17 protein-coding genes and 1 tRNA gene are annotated in these 19,060 nt (G+C 44.6%); 11 read left to right on the forward strand and 7 right to left on the reverse strand.

All coding sequences use genetic code 11. The features are described 5' to 3' along the window. Positions 1–4 precede the first annotated feature (4 nt). The 4 genes from ACOJRU_RS05155 (at position 5) to ACOJRU_RS05170 (ending at position 2,150) form a co-directional block, all read left to right on the forward strand. Positions 5–81 (forward strand) — tRNA-Trp (locus ACOJRU_RS05155). A gap of 92 nt (positions 82–173) precedes the next feature. Continuing rightward, positions 174–689 carry a hypothetical protein gene (locus tag ACOJRU_RS05160; RefSeq protein WP_421133976.1) on the forward strand — a complete coding sequence of 172 codons (516 nt, stop codon included), beginning with the start codon at positions 174–176 and terminating at the stop codon, positions 687–689. Between the two features lie 8 nt (positions 690–697). Continuing rightward, a complete protein-coding gene (rimI, locus tag ACOJRU_RS05165; RefSeq protein ID WP_421133977.1) occupies positions 698–1,153 on the forward strand; it encodes a ribosomal protein S18-alanine N-acetyltransferase in 456 nt (151 codons plus the stop codon). 70 nt (positions 1,154–1,223) lie between these two features. Beyond that, positions 1,224–2,150: a DMT family transporter gene (locus ACOJRU_RS05170; RefSeq protein ID WP_421133978.1), complete on the forward strand. Its 927-nt coding sequence runs from the start codon at positions 1,224–1,226 to the stop codon at positions 2,148–2,150. Between the two features lie 88 nt (positions 2,151–2,238). Here the strand turns inward: ACOJRU_RS05170 and ACOJRU_RS05175 are convergent, their stop codons facing one another. Beyond that, a complete protein-coding gene (locus ACOJRU_RS05175) occupies positions 2,239–4,008 on the reverse strand; it encodes a diguanylate cyclase (protein WP_421133979.1) in 1,770 nt (589 codons plus the stop codon). A gap of 427 nt (positions 4,009–4,435) precedes the next feature. Here ACOJRU_RS05175 and prfC point away from each other — a divergent pair, with 427 nt between their 5' ends. The 4 genes from prfC (at position 4,436) to ACOJRU_RS05195 (ending at position 9,660) form a co-directional block, all read left to right on the forward strand. After that, a complete protein-coding gene (gene prfC / locus ACOJRU_RS05180) occupies positions 4,436–6,025 on the forward strand; it encodes a peptide chain release factor 3 (protein ID WP_421133980.1) in 1,590 nt (529 codons plus the stop codon). A gap of 9 nt (positions 6,026–6,034) precedes the next feature. Further along, positions 6,035–7,765, forward strand: coding sequence for an arginine--tRNA ligase (gene argS, locus ACOJRU_RS05185; protein ID WP_421133981.1), 1,731 nt, complete (start codon positions 6,035–6,037; stop codon positions 7,763–7,765). Between the two features lie 82 nt (positions 7,766–7,847). Then, positions 7,848–8,420, forward strand: a complete 573-nt coding sequence (locus tag ACOJRU_RS05190) for an NADPH-dependent FMN reductase (protein ID WP_421133982.1) — start codon at positions 7,848–7,850, stop codon at positions 8,418–8,420. Positions 8,421–8,685: 265 nt separating this feature from the next. Beyond that, entirely contained in the window at positions 8,686–9,660 is a 975-nt protein-coding gene (locus ACOJRU_RS05195) for a DUF2167 domain-containing protein (protein WP_421133983.1), read from the forward strand. 33 nt (positions 9,661–9,693) lie between these two features. Here ACOJRU_RS05195 and ACOJRU_RS05200 read toward each other — a convergent pair whose 3' ends face one another. Next, positions 9,694–10,992: an ABC transporter substrate-binding protein gene (locus ACOJRU_RS05200; protein ID WP_421133984.1), complete on the reverse strand. Its 1,299-nt coding sequence runs from the start codon at positions 10,990–10,992 to the stop codon at positions 9,694–9,696. 212 nt (positions 10,993–11,204) lie between these two features. Between ACOJRU_RS05200 and ACOJRU_RS05205 the strand changes: the two genes are divergently transcribed. Further along, positions 11,205–11,642 (forward strand): DUF2177 family protein, encoded by a 438-nt coding sequence (locus ACOJRU_RS05205; protein WP_421133985.1) that lies wholly within the window; start codon positions 11,205–11,207, stop codon positions 11,640–11,642. 57 nt (positions 11,643–11,699) lie between these two features. Here the strand turns inward: ACOJRU_RS05205 and ACOJRU_RS05210 are convergent, their stop codons facing one another. Then, positions 11,700–12,761 (reverse strand): fatty acid desaturase family protein, encoded by a 1,062-nt coding sequence (locus ACOJRU_RS05210; protein WP_421133986.1) that lies wholly within the window; start codon positions 12,759–12,761, stop codon positions 11,700–11,702. Continuing rightward, complete coding sequence (locus ACOJRU_RS05215) at positions 12,758–13,807, reverse strand: flavin reductase family protein (RefSeq protein ID WP_421133987.1); 1,050 nt, start codon at positions 13,805–13,807, stop codon at positions 12,758–12,760. Before ACOJRU_RS05215 ends, ACOJRU_RS05210 begins: the two co-directional genes overlap by 4 nt. A gap of 280 nt (positions 13,808–14,087) precedes the next feature. Between ACOJRU_RS05215 and prfB the strand changes: the two genes are divergently transcribed. Both prfB and lysS read left to right on the forward strand, forming a co-directional pair. After that, positions 14,088–15,186, forward strand: a protein-coding gene (gene prfB, locus ACOJRU_RS05220) for a peptide chain release factor 2 (RefSeq protein ID WP_421133988.1) whose coding sequence is annotated in 2 segments (ribosomal slippage) — positions 14,088–14,162 and positions 14,164–15,186 — 1,098 coding nt in all. Because the reading frame shifts where the segments join, the coding sequence is not laid out codon by codon here. A 23-nt stretch (positions 15,187–15,209) separates the two neighbouring features. After that, entirely contained in the window at positions 15,210–16,778 is a 1,569-nt protein-coding gene (gene lysS, locus ACOJRU_RS05225) for a lysine--tRNA ligase (protein WP_421133989.1), read from the forward strand. Between the two features lie 30 nt (positions 16,779–16,808). On the opposite strand, the gene ACOJRU_RS05230 is transcribed toward lysS, so the two are convergent. Genes ACOJRU_RS05230 through ACOJRU_RS05240 form a run of 3 tightly spaced genes read right to left on the reverse strand, consistent with a single transcriptional unit; the run spans position 16,809 to position 18,998 of the window. After that, positions 16,809–17,726 (reverse strand): ketopantoate reductase family protein, encoded by a 918-nt coding sequence (locus ACOJRU_RS05230; protein WP_421133990.1) that lies wholly within the window; start codon positions 17,724–17,726, stop codon positions 16,809–16,811. Next, entirely contained in the window at positions 17,719–18,444 is a 726-nt protein-coding gene (locus ACOJRU_RS05235; protein WP_421133991.1) for a pseudouridine synthase, read from the reverse strand. Before ACOJRU_RS05235 ends, ACOJRU_RS05230 begins: the two co-directional genes overlap by 8 nt. After that, positions 18,441–18,998, reverse strand: a complete 558-nt coding sequence (locus tag ACOJRU_RS05240; protein WP_421133992.1) for an Hpt domain-containing protein — start codon at positions 18,996–18,998, stop codon at positions 18,441–18,443. The genes ACOJRU_RS05235 and ACOJRU_RS05240 overlap by 4 nt, the downstream gene beginning before the upstream one ends. Positions 18,999–19,060: the final 62 nt, after the last annotated feature.

The following is a 19,060-nucleotide window of genomic DNA, read 5'->3' on the forward strand; positions in this document are numbered from 1 at the left end:
CGCTAGGGGTGTAGTTCGAATTGGTAGAACAGCGGTCTCCAAAACCGATGGTTGGGGGTTCGAGTCCCTCCACCCCTGCCACTCTCTTCTTTAAAGTCATTAATCCTGCTGATAACAAAATCATTTTTACGTTACACTATGTATCGTTATCTTAACTTGGATTGGGTATTGTCTTGAGTTTCTTATCTAACTATCAGCGTTCGGTATTACAGGAATTAGGTATTACATCTTGGTTAACGCAAGCTGAAGCGGCGTCAACATCTACCGAAACCAATTCAAGAGATGACACTGTAACGCCAGCTGGTACATCACAAACAGATAATTCAGACAGTGCGCACAAACCTATCTCTACTGAAGAGAAACAGTCACGGCTGGCACAATTAAGAGCACAAGTAAGTAGTGGGTCAAGCAACGACAAAACACCCTCTAAGCAGCAACCTGAAGAAAAGGTTAGCCCGGTAAGGCCACTCACCCAATCTGAACGCAAGAACAGCAGTCAGTGGTTGGCTGATATGGCATTGGCACTTTCACATTTAGAGAGTACGCTTACCGTTGATTGTATCGTGATAGGGGATGCGCTAGCGGTTTCAACAGAAACGATTGTTCTACCGATGCCACCTCATGCATTAACGCCGCCTCAAAAAAAGGCGTTATGGATGCAGTTAATCGCCTTGTCGTCACCGAAGTAAATTGCTTCATGTCCTTACATATCGAACGAATCAATGCGGCCACTCCCTCCTCGGAGATTGAGGCGTTGTACGATATTCATAAAAACTCGCAATACTCACCATGGTCTTTCTCAACGTTTAAAGACTGCTTTACGCCACCTTATTACGGCTTGGCCGCACGCCAAAATGGCAGCGTTATTGGTTACGCTATTATTTTGCAGGTGCTTGACGAGGCAACGCTTATGGATATCGCAGTGAAAAGCAATTGTCGGGGTATCGGCGTTGGTCAGATATTGATTGAAACGCTTTTTGATATCGCCATAGAAAAAAATACTAAAGAAATATGGTTAGAAGTGAGAGAAAGTAATACTTCCGCAACGTCGCTTTACAAGAAAAACGGTTTTGAAATTATAGAGACGCGTAAAAACTATTATTCTTGTGAGGAAGGCAAAGAACATGCATCCATCATGAGGTGGTCGCAATAATATCAACGCAACAGCACTGCTCATTGCCGTTGTTATTTTCCAAATTACTCTTACTTAGGCTTCAAATATAATGTCTATCACACCATCCATCGACCAGACGCAGTCAAAAGGCGTCAAAATGTTATTGGTCGCTGTGCTCTGTTTAGGGCTCAATTGGCCTGCTATGAAAATAGGGCTAGAGGTAGTAAGTCCACTTTGGATGGTCTGTTTACGCTTCCTATTAAGCTTACCGGTTCTTTTATTGTTTGTTGTTATCACCAAAAAGCGTTTACCTCGTTTTTCTCGACAAGATCGCGCGGTTATTGTTGTTGTCGCAGTGTTTCAATTTATTTTATCTATGGGGTTAATAACGGTTTGCCTCCAGTTTATCCCCGCCGGGACAGCCAGTATTCTTATCTACACAACGCCTTTGTGGATGCTACTTATTGATACGTTATGGTATCGACAGCGCGTGCAATCTAAACGGCTTGTGCTTACCCTAATATCGACGGTTGGGTGCGCCATGATATTATTTGCCAGTGGCGAACCTGGCGCCCGTCTTCCATTAGTGGGCATGCTGTTGGCTTCGCTTTTATGGGCTATCGCCATTAGACGAGTTTCGTTTCACAAGTGGCAAGGGAGTGTTATTGAGGCGGTATTCTGGCAGTTTGTTATTGCAGGTAGCGTGATGCTAGCGATGGCTCTCGCGTTTGAACCTTTGCCCGCACTCAGTGAGTACCAATGGCGTGATTGGTTGCTACTTATTTATATTGGGCCGGTGGCCACAGGACTCGGTTTCGGGCTTATGGTTGCGGCAGGGCCTAAACTTGCGCCCGAGCGTATTGTATTAATAAGCACATTAACCCCCATTATTGGTTATGTCAGTTCGGTAGTGTTGCTAAACGAGGTATTACTTTCATTAGTGCTAGCCGGTGCGGTGTTAATGATATCTGCGCTTATTATTAACGGATTACCCTCCTCAGCGCTGAAACGATTGCTTGCACGTCGTCTGTGGTAAGTATGGTCCACTCAATCAGGAGCGTAACCGAGTGTGCGAGCAAAGCCCAAGTAATATCTCTCTTACGGCGTTAATATATAGGCACTACCTATGTGTTGCTTTTGTTTGAGGGTGATTTTTTTGGCGCATAAATGATGAGGTTGCGTCCATCATCTTTTGCTTGGTACAAGGCCCTATCTGCGCGTCTAAACGACTTCACAATTTGAGATGCGCTGTGACACATTGTCCAGCCGATGCAGGCCCCAACACGAATTTTAGGGTGCGCTTTGAACACTAAAGCGTTAATGGCAATATGCACTCGCAATAGCGTGTCGGCAAATTTTTCGTGCGAGGCGCCACGTTGCACAATCGCAAACTCCTCGCCCCCAAAGCGCCCAGCTATGCAGCTTTCGTTGTTTAGCGTCTGGAGAATGTCGGCAACGGCAATCAGCACACTATCGCCCACGTCGTGACCATACGTATCATTAATATCTTTGAAATGGTCTAAATCAATCAGCGCTACTGCAATGTCATCATGTGCTTTATCAACAGTAAAACTGTCATCAACGAATAAATCTACACTTCGCCTGTTTGGAAGGTTTGTAAGCGTATCCCGCAAGGCCAGTTCGTTAAGCATCTTGTTCGATGCTTCTAACGCTTGCGTTCGTTCTCGCACCAATGCTTCAAGGTTCGCGGCTTGTTCGCTTTTAAGCTTAGATAGCGCTTTTTCAGCATCGCGTTCTTTTTGCAGTAATTTGAATAAATAGTTAGACGTCATTACCACCATAAAGGTACATGTCGCTAATAGGCCAAACATGAACGTAGCAATTGGCTCCATCGGTAGGTTCACATTAAACAGCGTAAACAGAATGAGTAAGATTGTGCTGGTCGTTACAGGGAACAGTGCTGCGGCCAGCCACTTTGCTGTTCCCGACCCTGAACGATGCTCTTTATAAAGCACGGTAATAGCAAGTAACATAAAGGGCATAAACAGTATGACAGGAAGGCGCAAGGCGGCGTCTAAACTTACGAATTGCCATATCACGACACCAACGAAAGGAAGCGCAATACACGAGTAACGTATCGCGTTGTAACCATAAATGGTTCCGTTAGACCTTTTAAGCGTAGCGGTTAATACAAAAAAAGAGGCAAGTAAAACTGAATATATACTGATTGCATACGAAATATCGTTGAGCTGCGGAAATGCGGGCCACAGTATTTTAAATGCATACCCAAAAACGCGAAAAAACCAAAATGTTGTCGCAAAAATAAAAACGGCAAAGCTCAAAAATGCGTATTTTTTACTTATCCAAAATACTACTAAACAAAGTACCGTTAGGATTATCATGGCACCGAAGAATGTCATGTCTCGTTGTAACATGTCTACGTAGAGGTTGTTCCCATACTCTGGGGTGGTAACAAAAAAATCATGCCGTAAAATTTCTCCCTGCATGTGGCCGTATAGCTTAAGGCTACCGCTTGCAGGTAAGAGAGTAGGGAAGTGATAATTTGGAACCAATACCGGGCGGCTTGTAAAAGGTAGGGCGTCTCCGGTCGTCCAACGGTTTACCCCGTCGGTTACGAATAGTTGTTTTATCGCTGGAAATCCAATCGAAAACCATAATGGCACTGCAGCGTCGTAGCCGTTTATTATGGTTACTCGAAAGTGTACATAGTCAGATGTATTACGCTTTACATCGGTAATATCCGATGACCATGTTTCTTCGCCCGTCAGCACATCATCGCTTGTAACCGTAAACTCAACAGCCTGATTTATATATAATGCAGTTGATTTGTCGTCAAAAGTAACGCTTACAGCATTTGCTGAGGATTGCAATCCGACAAACAGTACAAAGAAAATAGGCAGAAGCCTAAGCATGGAACGTCCTTATCGTTAACGGTGATTGTTCGAGCTTTTATTTCGCACAACAGGCAAGGCAGCTAGAGCGTCTATCAACCTGGCTAAAAATATAGCACAAAACACGTGCTAGCAATTCTAAAAAATTCGGAGAAAGATTAAAAAATGTAGAGTACTGAGTTGCTTAGCGTTACATTGGGGAAAAACAAATCCTAAAAAAGGCATGCCATTGATACGCGAAAGCGGTGCTTTTCTCGTTGTAGTGAGCGCCTTATTATCCAGATAATTCTTGCCAATTGGTCTACTGTTACCTTGCGTAAAATGCTAAAATCCGCGCAATTAAACACCACGCTTGTACGATGCGCTTTTCGGTAAATACACTTTGCCAAGAAAATACACGTTTTCAATTGAAAACGCATCTACCTATAGAACGAAAAGATAACAATTAATGTCAGAACAAAAGCTTCTAGAAGAGATTAAAAAGCGACGCACGTTCGCAATTATATCGCACCCTGATGCGGGTAAAACAACCATCACTGAAAAAGTGTTGTTGTTCGGTCGTGCGTTACAAACTGCAGGCACGGTAAAGGGTAAAAAATCAGGCCAGCATGCAAAGTCAGACTGGATGGAAATGGAAAAAGAACGTGGTATCTCAGTAACCACCTCTGTTATGCAATTTCCTTACAGCGACCACCTCGTCAACCTGCTAGATACCCCAGGGCACGAAGACTTCTCAGAAGATACGTACCGTACGCTTACTGCAGTCGATTCATGCTTGATGGTCATTGATGCAGCAAAAGGGGTGGAAGATAGAACCCGCAAGTTGATGGAAGTCACCCGTCTTCGCGACACACCAATCCTTACTTTTATGAACAAGCTCGACCGCGATATACGTGATCCATTAGAAGTGCTTGACGAAGTAGAAACCGAACTTGATATTCTGTGTGCCCCTATTACATGGCCAATTGGCTGCGGTAAGAGCTTTAAAGGCGTATATCACCTGTATCGCGACGAAACCATTTTGTACCAAAGTGGGTTGGGTCACACCATTCAAGATCTTCGTATCATAAAAGGGTTAGATAACCCCGAACTGGATGAAGCAGTGGGCTCGGACTTAGCGTCAATACTACGCGATGAGCTGGAGCTTGTTCGCGGCGCATCTAACGACTTTGACAAAGAGTTGTTTCTTGAAGGCCAGCTTACTCCCGTATTCTTTGGAACGGCATTGGGCAACTTTGGTGTGGATCACATGCTTGATGGCCTTGTTGAGTGGGCACCTGAGCCCCAAGGGCGAGAGCATGAAAACGGTGCGGTAGAAAGTACCGACAAAAAATTTAGCGGGTTTGTATTTAAGATTCAGGCGAATATGGACCCGAAGCATCGCGACCGAATAGCGTTTTGTCGCATAGTGTCAGGTAAGTATGAAAAAGGCATGAAAATGCGCCATACCCGACTGGGTAAAGAGGTGCGAATCTCTGATGCATTGACGTTCCTCGCGGGCGATCGCTCATTGCTTGAGCAGGCGTATGCTGGCGATATCATAGGTTTGCACAACCATGGCACCATCCGTATCGGCGATACGTTTACCGCAGGCGACGATTATCGGTTTACCGGTATTCCAAACTTTGCGCCAGAACTGTTCAAGCGAATTCGCTTGAAAGACCCGTTGAAGCAAAAGCAATTGCTTAAAGGCCTTATTCAATTGTCAGAAGAAGGCGCGGTTCAAGTGTTCCGTCCTCTTGCTAACAATGATCTTATTGTTGGTGCCGTGGGTGTGCTGCAGTTCGACGTGGTTGTTGCTCGCTTGAAAGCCGAGTACAACGTTGATGCGCTTTATGAGCATATTAATGTAAGCACTGCGCGATGGGTGTATTCAGATAGCGAGAAAAAGCTTGATGAATTCCGTCGTAAAGGCCAACAAAATCTTGCTTTAGATGGCGGTGATAATCTCACTTATATTGCACCAACAATGGTGAATTTGCAGCTAGCGCAAGAGCGTTACCCTGACATCAAGTTTACGAATACGCGCGAAAATTAAGATACCATTATGAATATACATGCATTACTAGTTACCCGTTTCACTGAAGCGTTAGAAAAAATGGGCGTTGAAAATTCGCCAATTCCTGTATCGCGCAGTGCTCGTCCAGAGTTTGGCGAATACCAATTTAATGGCGCAATGGCGCTAGCGAAACAGCTGAAACAAAAGCCCCGTGATATTGCAGAAAAAATTGTCGAAACCGTCTCGTTAAATGATGTCGCGAGTAAATTAGAAATCGCGGGACCAGGGTTTATTAATATCCATCTAGACAACGCATGGCTAGCAAGTCAGTGTGAACAGTCGCTTAGCGACCCACGTTTAGGCATAGCTAAAAGCGCAGAACAAAATATTGTTGTCGACTATTCTTCGCCAAACCTTGCAAAAGAAATGCACGTGGGACACTTACGTACCACCATCATTGGCGACGCAGTAGTCAAGGTTCTAGAATTTTTAGGGCACAATGTTATTCGTCAGAATCACATGGGTGACTGGGGCACACAGTTTGGTATGTTGCTAGCGCATTTATCAGATAAGTTGCAAGAAGAAGTTGCTGAAACTGCGCTATCTGATTTGGAAGACTTCTATCGTGAAGCGAAAGTACGTTTTGACGAAGAAGAAGGGTTTGCAGATCGCGCCAGAGAATATGTCGTTAAGCTGCAAGGTGGTGATGCTCAGTGTCTCGCCTTGTGGGAGAAGTTCATTGATGTGTCAATTGCGCATTCAGAAGAAGTGTATGAGAAGCTTAACGTTAGCCTGACACGCAAAGACATTATGGGTGAGTCTGCCTATAACGATGATTTAGCAAATGTTATTGCAGATTTGCAAGCTAAAGGCATTGCGGTCGAAGACCAAGGTGCGCAAGTTGTGTTTATTCCTGAACTTGCCGATAAAGAAGGGAATCCGGCGGTATACATTGTCCAGAAATCTGGTGGTGGATACTTGTATGCCACAACCGACCTTGCTGCAATGCGTTACCGCAGTGGTAAGCTTAATGCAGACAGAACCCTTATTCTCACTGACGCTCGTCAGGCCCTTCATTTCAAGCAAACTGAAATCGTTGGTCGTAAAGCTGGGTTTATGGCTAAAGAGCAAACGTATGAACACTGTCCGTTCGGTATGATGCTAGGTAAAGACGGCAAGCCGTTTAAAACCAGAACCGGCGGTACTGTTAAATTGGTTGAGCTGCTTGATGAAGCCGTAGAACGTGCAGGCAAACTGATTGCTGAACGTGACAATGACTTGAGCGAAGATGAGCTTAACGAAGTCGCGCGCAAAGTAGGTATTGGTGCAGTTAAATATGCTGACCTTTCTAAAAACCGAACAACAGATTACATGTTTAACTGGGACTCGATGCTAAGTTTTGAGGGCAACACTGCACCTTATTTACAATATGCATACACTCGTGTGAAGAGTCTCTTTAGAAAAGCAAATGTGGCAATTGAAACTCAGCCCACAGACATCACTATTAGTGAGAAACAAGAACATCATCTAGCTGTACTTCTTCTTCAATTTGAAGAAGTTATTAGCATGGTATCACGGGAAGCAACGCCGCACTTATTGTGTACCTACCTGTATGATGTCGCATCGTCATTTATGACGTTTTATGAGGCGTGCCCAATGTTGAAAGACGGTATTGATCTAAACGTACGTGACAGCCGTTTAGCATTGTCAGCTTTAGTTGCCAATACGTTACAACAGGGTTTGACACTGTTAGGTATTGAAACACTAGAAAAAATGTAGTCTGTAAGGTACAACTACGTTAATCGCTATGTGAAAAGGGCTGACAGTTGTGTCGGCCTTTTTAAATTAAGGATAAGCAATAATGACAAAGATATTAGCATTTGCAGGCAGTACGCGACGCGGTTCATTTAATCACGCAATCGTAAATGTTGCAGCAGAAGGGGCAAGAGAAGCCGGCGCAGAAGTAACCGTCATCGATTTAGCTGATTATGCAATGCCTATTTTTAATGAAGATGAAGAAGCTGAGTTCGGTATTCCAGAGCGTGCGTTAGCGTTTAAAGCGTTGTTGATGTCTCATGACGGCTTTCTTATCGCATCGCCAGAATATAACTCTAGCTACCCTGCGCTACTAAAAAATGCGCTTGATTGGGCATCTCGTATGTCTGAGGGAGAAAAACCGTTGCAGGCATATCGCGGAAAGGTTGCGGGTATTATGGCTGCGTCTGCTGGTGGGCTAGGCGGTATGCGAGTGCTAGTTGTATTACGTATGCTGTTAGAGAATATTGGGGTTATTGTTAACCCTAATCAAAAGGCAATTGCCAACGTCAATACCCTGATGAATGACAGCGGTGAGGTGACAGATGCAAAAACCATCAAGCAACTTAAAAACTTAGGCAAAGAAACCGCTGAGTTAACACGTAAGCTAGGTCAGTAGAGCGCGCACTCTGTGCGCGTAGTGTAAACGCCTCCGATACGTTAATAAAAGCGCAGCCATTATGCTGCGCTTTTTGCTATCTAAAAACCTGTAAAAAGTAGTGTCACGTGCTTATTAGTACAGTGAATCGACGTATAACGCGTTGGTTGCTAAAGAAAAGTGTAAGCATGAACGAGGCGTATGATGTTAACGACTATACATTGCCTCTCGTCATAATTATGGTATACGCTAGGGTAAAAATAATAACAACAACAAGGAACGTGATATGAATACTATAAAATACTGCCTATGTGTGGGTGTAGCACTTTATTTCTCCTCGTCAATTTTCGCGAATGCGCTAGCAGTTGATTTACCAAACCCTCAAGAAGCATTGCAAACAGAAAATACCGCTATCGAAGAAGTGGGTTTATCTGAAGAGGCAATCGCACAACAAAAATTTGAAAAATGGGCGCAAGAATTTGAAGCGTCACTCACCTATGAAACCGGCGAAATTGCGTTACCCGGTGGTAAAGCAACGCTCACGGTGCCAGAAGACTATTTTTATTTATCACCGGCAGACACAAAGCGTGTTTTAGAAGACGCCTGGGGAAACCCCGAAGGTGAGGCCATGCTTGGCATGTTATTTCCAACGAAATATCAGGTGTTAGACAATGCGTCATGGGGAGTGACAATAGAATATGCCGACGATGGTTATGTGTCAGATGATAATGTAGAAGACATCGATTACGCTGACTTATTGGCTGAAATGAAATCGGACGTGCAAGAAGAGTCGCAATGGCGAGAAGAGGAAGGCTATCCGAGTATTGCGCTTATAGGGTGGGCCGAAAAACCCTATTATGATAAAGGCACACATAAATTATATTGGGCTAAAGAAATTAAGTTTGGAGAAAGCCAACAAAATACGTTGAACTATAATGTTCGGGCATTAGGTCGACAAGGGTATTTAGTGATGAACTTTATTGCCAGCATGGACCAGCTAGACGAAGTGAATGCTGCTCGAGATGAGGTATTAGCCATGGTGCAATTTAATGACGGTCACAAATATAGCCAGTTTAATCCAGACATTGATGATGTTGCTGCTTACGGAATTGGTGGCCTAATAGCAGGTAAGGTGTTGGCAAAAACAGGGTTGTTTGCAGTCGCATTAGTCTTTTTGAAAAAGTTTTGGTTTGTTTTATTCTTGCCGCTTGTTTGGCTCAAGAAAAAGTTCTTTCCCGCTAAAGATACGTCGGCAAGCTAATCACCATAGCTTTGGGTTTAATTCCGAAAAAGGCTAATGAATAGGCTCCGGCGGTTCATTTACTATTAAGTGCTTACGGCGGAGCGTTTCAAACTTTTCAAGCGTGATATCTATATCCGGCTGTTTCATAAATGCGGACATTATTGCCAGCGCAGGGGTAGCAAACGCCTCAGGCGCAAGCCGGTCAAAGAACGGGACTAACGTGTCTGCTTCTTGCAAAATACGCTGGCCTGTTTCAATAAAATAATTTTTGTTATTGAGCGTGTCATTACGCGGTGAGTATCCACCTGCCTGTTCATTATAGGCGGTCTGCACTGCATGCGTTGTTAGGTAGGTAAGGAACGTTTTAGCAGCCTTTTGCTGCACCGACCCTTTACGAAGCATAAAAACGTCTGAAGGGGCAATGACTGCATTGTCACTGGTAACAGTGAGCACGGGGAACGAAAACATTTTTATTTTGTGCCGAACCTGGAGTGGGATCCTTGGTGATAAAAATTGACCTGCGAGTGTCATTCCTGTTAGCCCCCGATACATAAGCGGCATGGGTTCATGCCAATCTAACGACGCACCCTCTTTTAGGAAGTAATCTTGGTCTACAAGGTATTTCCATTTAACCAGGACATCTCGTACTTTTTCATGCTTGAAGCTAATCTTGCCTTGTAAAAGTCGATGATGAAAGGCGGCACCATTAATTCGAACGTTTAGATAATCAAACCATGCACCAAGCGGCCACGAGGCTTTGTAGCCAATATTTATCGGCGTAATATTAGCTTGCTTTAAACGTTCACAGGTTTCTAAAAAAGCGCTCCATGTTTGTGGTGGCGATAGCGAGAGCTGCTCAAATACGTCGGCGTTATAAAAAAACGTCCAAGGGTAATAAGAGATTGGCACAGCATAGGGCACGTCATTAACACTCAACATGGCTTTCGTTTGAGGTGAAAAAAAGCCATCAGACCCGTTTTGCTCCCATACATCTTGCAGGCTTTCAAGCGAGTCAGTGCGCGCAAAGTGCTTGAGTCGCTCGCTGCCATACCAGTAAAGCACATCAGGGCCGGTTTGTGTCTCCAGCCATGTTTTCACTAGGGTTTTGTAGGTGTTGGTGTGATACCCGTTGATTTCTAATTTTATCGTGGGGTATGCGGCTTCAAATGTGTCCTTAATAACAGCGAAGTTTTCTCGTTCGCCTACGTTGTCGTGTATGACGCCAACCCTCAGTGTTGACGCATGGGCAAACGAAATCACCACTAGGGCACAAGTGAGAAAAAATGCTTTTATAATACTCGCTGGCGACACAATAACGCCAAGGGAGCCAACATTATGGGTATAAGACACAATTACACCATATATCAGAGATATTTATATAATGGTCGGTGAATATCCGTAATTCAAGAAATATTAAAGGTGATATGTTCTTTAAGGTGCGACCTTGTCGTTCATCATTCACACCGCCGCTACCCTTTCCTCAATTTTTTTGAGTGCGAATAGTCCGTTTACGCGCAGGGTGCGTTAGTATTACGTAAAGTACTTTCATGGAAGGTTATACAATGACAGAAAACATTATTCGCTATGCAAAAAGCATTGTTTTATCGCTTGTTGCTATATTTGTTTGTTTCGCGGTCCTCGACGTTTTATGGCTTGGAGTAATAGCTGACGGGTGGTATCAACGCGAGATGGAGGGGTTACTCCGCAATTCGTTTATTACATGGCCATGGTTGGTGTTTTATGTGATGTACGGTGGTGTGGTGTTCGTTTTAGCGGTTGTTGCTAATAGAGATAAATCTTTGCTCTATGCGGGTATTGATGGTGCGTTGCTTGGGATTGCCAGTTACGGTGCTTATAACCTTACCGCGTATAGTATTATAGAAGGGTTTTCGTTGTTTATTATGCTTATAGATTGGGCGTGGGGAACCTTCCTTACTAGTGCAAGTGCGATGGCAGGATGGCTAGGCTTTCAAATGCTGCGAGACGACAAAATATCGTAAGTAGCCTTCTATGGTGTGTTAAGAAGGCGCAATAGAGATTCTATTGCGCCGGTAGGTTTAAGGAAGTGAGAAGCGCAGGATACGCTGCACTACGCTGGCATACTGTCTTGCAAAGCTACCAGTATTGTAGTGAATGTTATGTTCTTGAAAGATGGCTTTCACTTTCGGGGCAATATCGCGATATCGTTTTGCGGGAATATCCGGAAACAAGTGATGCTCGATTTGAAAGCTTAAGTGGCCAGTAAGCACGTGAAACAGATTTCCACCTTCTATGTTCGATGAGCCAAGCGCTTGGCGGTAGTACCATTGTCCTTGAGTTTCATTTTCGCATTCTTCTTGTTTAAAGGTTTGTACGTCACCGGTAAAGTGCCCACAGAATATAATCGTCGACGTCCACAAATTACGCAGTAAGTTGGCAATAAGGTTGCCCGCTAACACCCATAGGAATAGGGGGCCTGCCAATAAAGGGAACAAAACATAATCTTTAACTAATTGGCGAGCGCCTTTGCTGAAGAATCGTCGCTTTAGTTCGCTGTGCGTCATGGTGTTTTTTCGGTTTTCTTTCTTTTTGCCAAAAAATACCCGTTCAGCAGCCATCTCATGATAAGACACACCCCATTGAAATAGCACGCTTAGTACAATATAGGTCGCGAATTGCCATAGATTTTTAACTCGCCACCGGAAATCGTTTGATAAGCGCAGCAAGCCATACCCAAAGTCGCGATCTTTGCCGATTATATTGGTGTAGGTATGGTGCTCATAATTATGGACACGGTTCCAGCTTGACCCGTCGCACGCAATGTCCCACTCGTAACGGCGAGAGTTAATATGTTTATCGTTCATCCAGTCGTATTGACCGTGCATCACGTTATGCCCAATTTCCATATTGTCCAGTATCTTAGCTATTGCGAGGCTGAGCACACCGATTACCCATAATAAGGGTTGAATAAAGCCGAGCATAATTAGAATTCGTCCGCTCCATTCACAAAGTCTTTGGGCAAGAATAACGCGGCGGATATAATCCGCATCACGTTGCCCAAGAGACTGTTTAACTTCGTGTTTTACGGCATCTAGTTGTGTTGCTAGCTTGTCGTAGTTAGTCATGTTTTGTTTACTCATATTTCTAATTCCAAATCGCTCATTGGCTGAGAGACGCATAACTGAATAAGTTGCTCTGCATTGTCCGATAGCGCACCGGTACGCGTGTCTTTTACTATCCCTTTCTTTTTAACGCATTGGCATTGATGGCAAATGCCAATGCCGCAGCCATAAGTCACGGGAATGTCTTGTGCTTGAAGTTGGGAAAGCAGCGTCTGCTCACTGGCAATTGTTAATGCTTCACCGTTGTGCAGTAATTCAAACGTGGCATTGTCGTTATTCGATGTAACCATGGGAGTGGCACCAAAATGCTCGCTGTACACGTCTGAATGGGCGATTGTTGCCAAATCGAGCACTTGACGATAGAGGGGTTCTGGCCCGCACACCAGCCAATTCGCATTAGGGTGTTGGATAAGATGATGTTCGACATCACCGTGAATTTTTCTGTTTAAAAGGTGATAAGAAAAAGAGGGCAACGTCCTAGCGATTAACGCAAGTTCGTCTTTCAGCACATGCTCATTTTCTTTAGCAAAGTAATACAGGGTAATATGTTCTGTTCCAGCGCTATCAGTGGTGAGCGCATTGAGCATAGCGATAAAAGGTGTAATCCCCGAGCCACCAGCAATCATCACCGTAGGTTTATTGTCTTGAGGTAGGATAAATGCGCCCTGCGGCGCAGAAATATTCACCCATTGTTGTTTTTCTAGGGCAGGTATACGAGACGTCAATAAGCCCGCATCCTTGATACGGGTTACCAATCTGATCGTACCGGTGTTTTCAAACGTCGATGGACTTGAGGCAATCGTAAAGACTCTCGTGATTAACCGGCCGTTAATTTCTAGCGTAAGCCCAATGTGCTGACCGCCTTGGTGAATGGGCCAGGCTCTATCTGGGGTTAGCGTAACTGCCGCAGTCGTGCTGTTTAACATACTTACGTCCGCGACTTGGGCGCGGTAAAACCCATCGCGCCACGCGGGCACAAATCGCTGTATGACAGGCTCCCAATACCCCTTCCACGACGTATGGTGAAAAAAGGCGTTACTGAGTGTGGTTAGTATTGATGACACGATATTCTTGTTACCCTAATATTTAATTCAGCGTACACTTGTACTCTCATTCAGCGCACAAGTGTAAGCTTAAAATTTTATTTATCAAGTGATACAGGTAAAAAACGTGTCAAAAAGCCCTTTTAGAAGACAACGGTGAAGATCGCTACTGAAGAAATTAGAGGGTTGTAACGTAAATGTAAAAGGCTGTTATATCGCCTTTTATTTAAGCCAAGGGCTATCAAAATTGCCGTAAATTCGATAATATTCGCGGTCTTAATTTATTGTAGAAATGCGGACTATGTTTGAAATAAACCCCGTTACTAACGCTATAAAAGATATTCGTGAGCGCACAGATGCGCTTAGGGGGTATCTTTGACTTTGATGCAAAGTCAGAGCGTTTAGAAGAAGTAAGCCGAGAGCTAGAGAGCCCTGATGTATGGAATGAACCTGATAAGGCACAGGCACTCGGAAAAGAAAAAGTTACCCTCGAGCAAATTGTAGAGACAATACATAAACTTGAGCAAGGCGCTGAAGACGTAGAAGGGCTTGTTGAACTTGCTGTTGAAGCTGAAGATGAAGACACCTTCGAAGAAGCGCAAACAGAGTTAAACAGCCTGCTAGAAGACTTAGAAAAGCTTGAGTTTCGACGCATGTTTTCTGGGCCTAACGATGCCAACGATTGCTACATCGATATTCAGTCTGGATCGGGCGGAACAGAAGCGCAAGACTGGGCTAATATGTTGCTACGCATGTATTTACGCTGGGGCGAGGCGCATGGGTTCAAGACTGAACTCATCGAAGTGTCTGATGGCGATGTTGCAGGCATTAAAAGTGCTACATTGCGTATGCAAGGCGAATATGCGTTTGGTTGGTTACGCACTGAGACCGGCGTACACCGCCTGGTAAGAAAGTCGCCGTTTGATTCGGGGAACCGTCGTCATACTTCGTTTTCTTCAGCGTTTGTTTACCCTGAAGTCGATGATGACATTGATATCGATATTGACCCCTCAGATTTGCGAATTGATACCTACCGCGCTTCGGGCGCAGGTGGTCAGCACGTAAACCGAACGGACTCTGCGGTGCGTATTACACACGAACCAACAGGCATTGTTGTACAATGCCAAAATGACCGCTCGCAACACAAAAACAAAGATCAAGCAATGAAGCAGCTAAAAGCGAAACTTTATGAGTTTGAGCTGCAAAAACAAAACGCTGAAAAACAAGCGATGGAAGACAGCAAGTCAGATATAGGGTGGGGCAGCCAAATACGTTCTTACGTATTGGACGACTCTCGTATTAAAGATTTGCGAACAGGCGTAGAAACGCGAAACACTCAGGCCGTTTTAGATGGCGGTCTGGACAAATTCATTGAAGCCAGCCTGAAATCAGGGCTGTAAACCGAACAACGAAGTGAAAGGTTATGACTGACCAACAAATCGACGACAATAAATTGATTGCAGAGCGCCGCGCTAAGCTAAGTGCTATCCGTGAACAGTGCCGTGCAAATGGCTTCCCAAACAGCTTCCGTCGCGAAAATTATGCCGATGAACTACAAGCAAGGTTCGGTGAATTCGACAAAGAAACACTGCAAGAACAGGGCAATAAAGTAAGTATCGCTGGCCGTATTATGGCAAAGCGTGGTCCTTTCATGTTGCTTCAAGACATGACCGGACGTATTCAAGCTTACGCGGACAAAGAAACACAGAAAACGCTTAAAGCAAAATATGGCGCGCTTGATATCGGCGACATTATCGGCGTAGCGGGTGTTCTACATAAATCAGGTAAAGGTGATCTTTACGTGAACATGGAACAGTACGAGTTGCTTACTAAGGCGCTTCGCCCACTTCCTGAGAAGTTTCATGGTTTGAGTGATCAAGAAACGAAGTATCGTCAGCGCTATGTTGATTTGATCACTAGCGAGCAAACGCGTAAAACGTTTATGATCCGCAGCAAAATTGTGAACGGTATTCGTAATTACCTTTCAGAGCGCGACTACCTAGAAGTAGAAACGCCAATGTTGCAGGTTATCCCAGGTGGAGCAACTGCCAAGCCTTTCGTTACTCACCATAATGCGCTAGACATTGATATGTACTTGCGTATCGCGCCTGAACTTTACTTAAAACGTTTAGTTGTTGGCGGCTTTGAGCGCGTATTTGAAATTAATCGTAATTTCCGTAACGAAGGCTTGTCTACGCGTCACAACCCTGAGTTTACTATGCTTGAATTCTATCAAGCTTATGCTGACTACAACGATTTAATGAACCTCACTGAAGATATGCTTCGCACCCTAGCAGAAGATATTTTAGGCAGTGCCGTAATTACGAATACCACAAAAGATACTGATGGCAACGTTACTAGCGAAGTACAGTATGATTTTGGTAAGCCGTTCGAACGTTTAAGTATGAACGATGCTATCTTAAAATACTGGCCAGAAGCTGATGAAGCCGCCATTCGCGACCCAGAAGCAAATTTGCCTGCGCTTAAAGCGATGGCGAAGCAACTTCATATTAAAGAGCCAGACGTTGACGGTATTTGGGGCGCAGGTAAATATCTGTGTGAGATTTTTGAGGCGACGGCCGAAGAAAAACTTGAACAGCCAACGTTTATTACGGCTTACCCGTGGGAAGTATCGCCACTGGCACGTAGAAACGACGATAATCCGTTCATCACTGACCGTTTTGAGTTTTTCGTGGGCGGCCGAGAACTGGCAAATGGCTTTAGCGAATTAAACGATCCGGAAGATCAAGCGGAACGCTTTGCTAAACAAGTGCAAGAGAAAGATGCAGGCGACGACGAAGCCATGCACTTTGACGACGACTACATTCGAGCCCTTGAGTATGGTTTACCACCGACAGCCGGGGAAGGGATTGGTATAGACCGTCTTGCTATGTTGTTTACCGATAGCTCAACGATTAAAGACGTTATTTTGTTCCCGCACATGAAACCACAAGTGTCAAAAGATGCTGGGGAAGATACACAAGGGGAATAGGACATTAGCGCACGGGTCTAGTCCTAGCCGTTAAAGTGCTAGGCCTTTTACGCGGTCTACCATAAGGGCATGAGTGGGAACACTTATGCCTTTTTTATTGGCCAATGACACGATGTAACCGTTAATGGCATCGATTTCGGTATGTCGATGCATTGCGATATCTTGGTGCATGCTAGAATAATTTTGACCAGTTAACGAAGCCACATTCAGTACATGCTTCTCCAACTCTAGTGCACTAAATACCAAGTCGTATTGTTCTGCAACAAGTGCAAACTCCTGGCACAAAGCGTGTCGAATCTCGTTGTATTCGTTCAGCAGTACACCTTTATTGCGCATATCGTTAAGCGCAGTGAGTGGGTTGATAACGCAGTTTATCGCCAACTTCAGCCATAGTGCTCGCGTAATGTCTTCAACGAAGTCAAAGGGGGGCAATGCTTTGTTAAGTAATGCTGTTGTTTGTTGTACCCACCGAGGATACCGGCCATTTTTTGACATATCACCACGGCGAGGTAGACCAATTTGCGTCTTGCCTATGCCGGTGTAGGTTACACTACTGCCTTTTGGTTCTTTCAATGCTGCATGACTTGTCGTGGCAAGTAACATTGGATAGCTTTCACCAAGAATTGATGTCGCTATTTCATAACCTCCCAACCCATTATGCAGCAATACTACCGGGGGACGGTTTTCTAAAAAAGGTGCCCACGTTATTAACGCTTGTTCGAGTTGATGTACTTTCAACGGGAATACGATTACGTCGTCTTGACGTAAACATGTGGGTGTCGAAGCTGATGATGAAAGTGACACAATATCGTTGTCGTTCCAATGGAAGGTTTCTGGTATCGCGCTGCGTGATTTTGGGTAGCGAGCGTACGCTACACCATGTTTTTCTGCGCCCGCCGCGATGAGGGTACCGATAGCGCCAGTACCTACAATGTGAAGCTTAGTCATGAGGGAGGGCAGTCGCTTTTACTTTTTGTTGAGGTAAGGCGGGCCACTTTATAGTGTCGGGCGGCGGTAAGGCTTTTACCCACGCTTTTATCTCGTTATCGGCAAACATGGCGTGTTCTAGTAAGGGGGCAACGGTCGTTACTGTTCCAGTGCACAAAGGGATAGAGAGTTGCCACGCATGAAGGTGTAGGCGCTCTGCGCTTTCTCCTGCGTATAAATCATCTCCCAATATAGGGGCGCCAATACTTTTAAGCGCAACCCTGATTTGGTGCGTTTTACCGGTATGCGGCTTAACAACAAAACCGCGAATTCCAGGCTTAGCAGAGTAACTAAAAAATTGCGTGATAGCTGGCGCATGTCGGGTTTTAAGTAGCATGTGCTGTCCACCACGACGATTTTTCATATCGCCAATAACAGCCCCTTGTTTCTTTTTAGGTTTTGCCTTGCTCAGTGCAAGATAATACTTACTGATTGCAGTGGCTTCGAATAAACGTCCAATTTCTGCAGCTGTCTTAGCGTTTTTTGCAAGGCATAAGCAACCAGACGTACCAGCATCCAGCCGATGGCAAAGATAGAGTTCGTCGGATTTACCCTGTTCCTTTAGTAGGCTTACGATGCCAAGCGCTGCTCTTTTTTCTGCGTCATGCACCGCAACGCCAGAAGGTTTATTTATAACGATAATATCGTGGTTTTCGTATAATACGGGTATTGGTGTCACGCCGTACCTTCAAGTGTGGCGAGCGCGGTTTCGTAATCTAGTTCGTCGATAGCGTCTTCAACAGCGGCACGCGTATCTGCAGGCAATGCGATGTTATCTAGCCAGCTGTCGAGCGTCGACTGCGAAATAAATTCACTGGCCTTTAGTGCATTTAAAAGCTGAGTTCGTGCTTGTTGTGCAACCGGCGTTTGCTCACTGATTGGTGCACTGTCTTCGTTGCTGGCCGCTTTAATGGCATCAATAGTTTCGTTTAATAAAGCAACGAATTCAGAATAGTCGTCGGGTAAGGTTTGCTCATTTCTTACCGCGCTTTCGATATATTTACTTCGCTGATGTAGAGCAAATAAACCTAGGTTTCCGGTGACCCCTTTTAGCGTATGGATAAGAGAATAGGCATCGTCGAATTGTTCGTTACGCATGAACGCCTGTAAGTCATCGTCTAACGAACGGTATTCGTCTGAAAACTTGTTCAACAGGGTTAACAATAGCGTTTTATTACCGCTTAATTGAGATAATCCGAATTTTAGATCTAAAACGCTCTCTGAAGTATCCATATGAAATCCTCTGGGCTATGGCACCGTTAGTGTATTTCAGTTACACATAAATTAACACAATC

It is taken from the genome of Alteromonas algae (genome assembly GCF_049117195.1).
Lineage (GTDB): Bacteria > Pseudomonadota > Gammaproteobacteria > Enterobacterales > Alteromonadaceae > Alteromonas.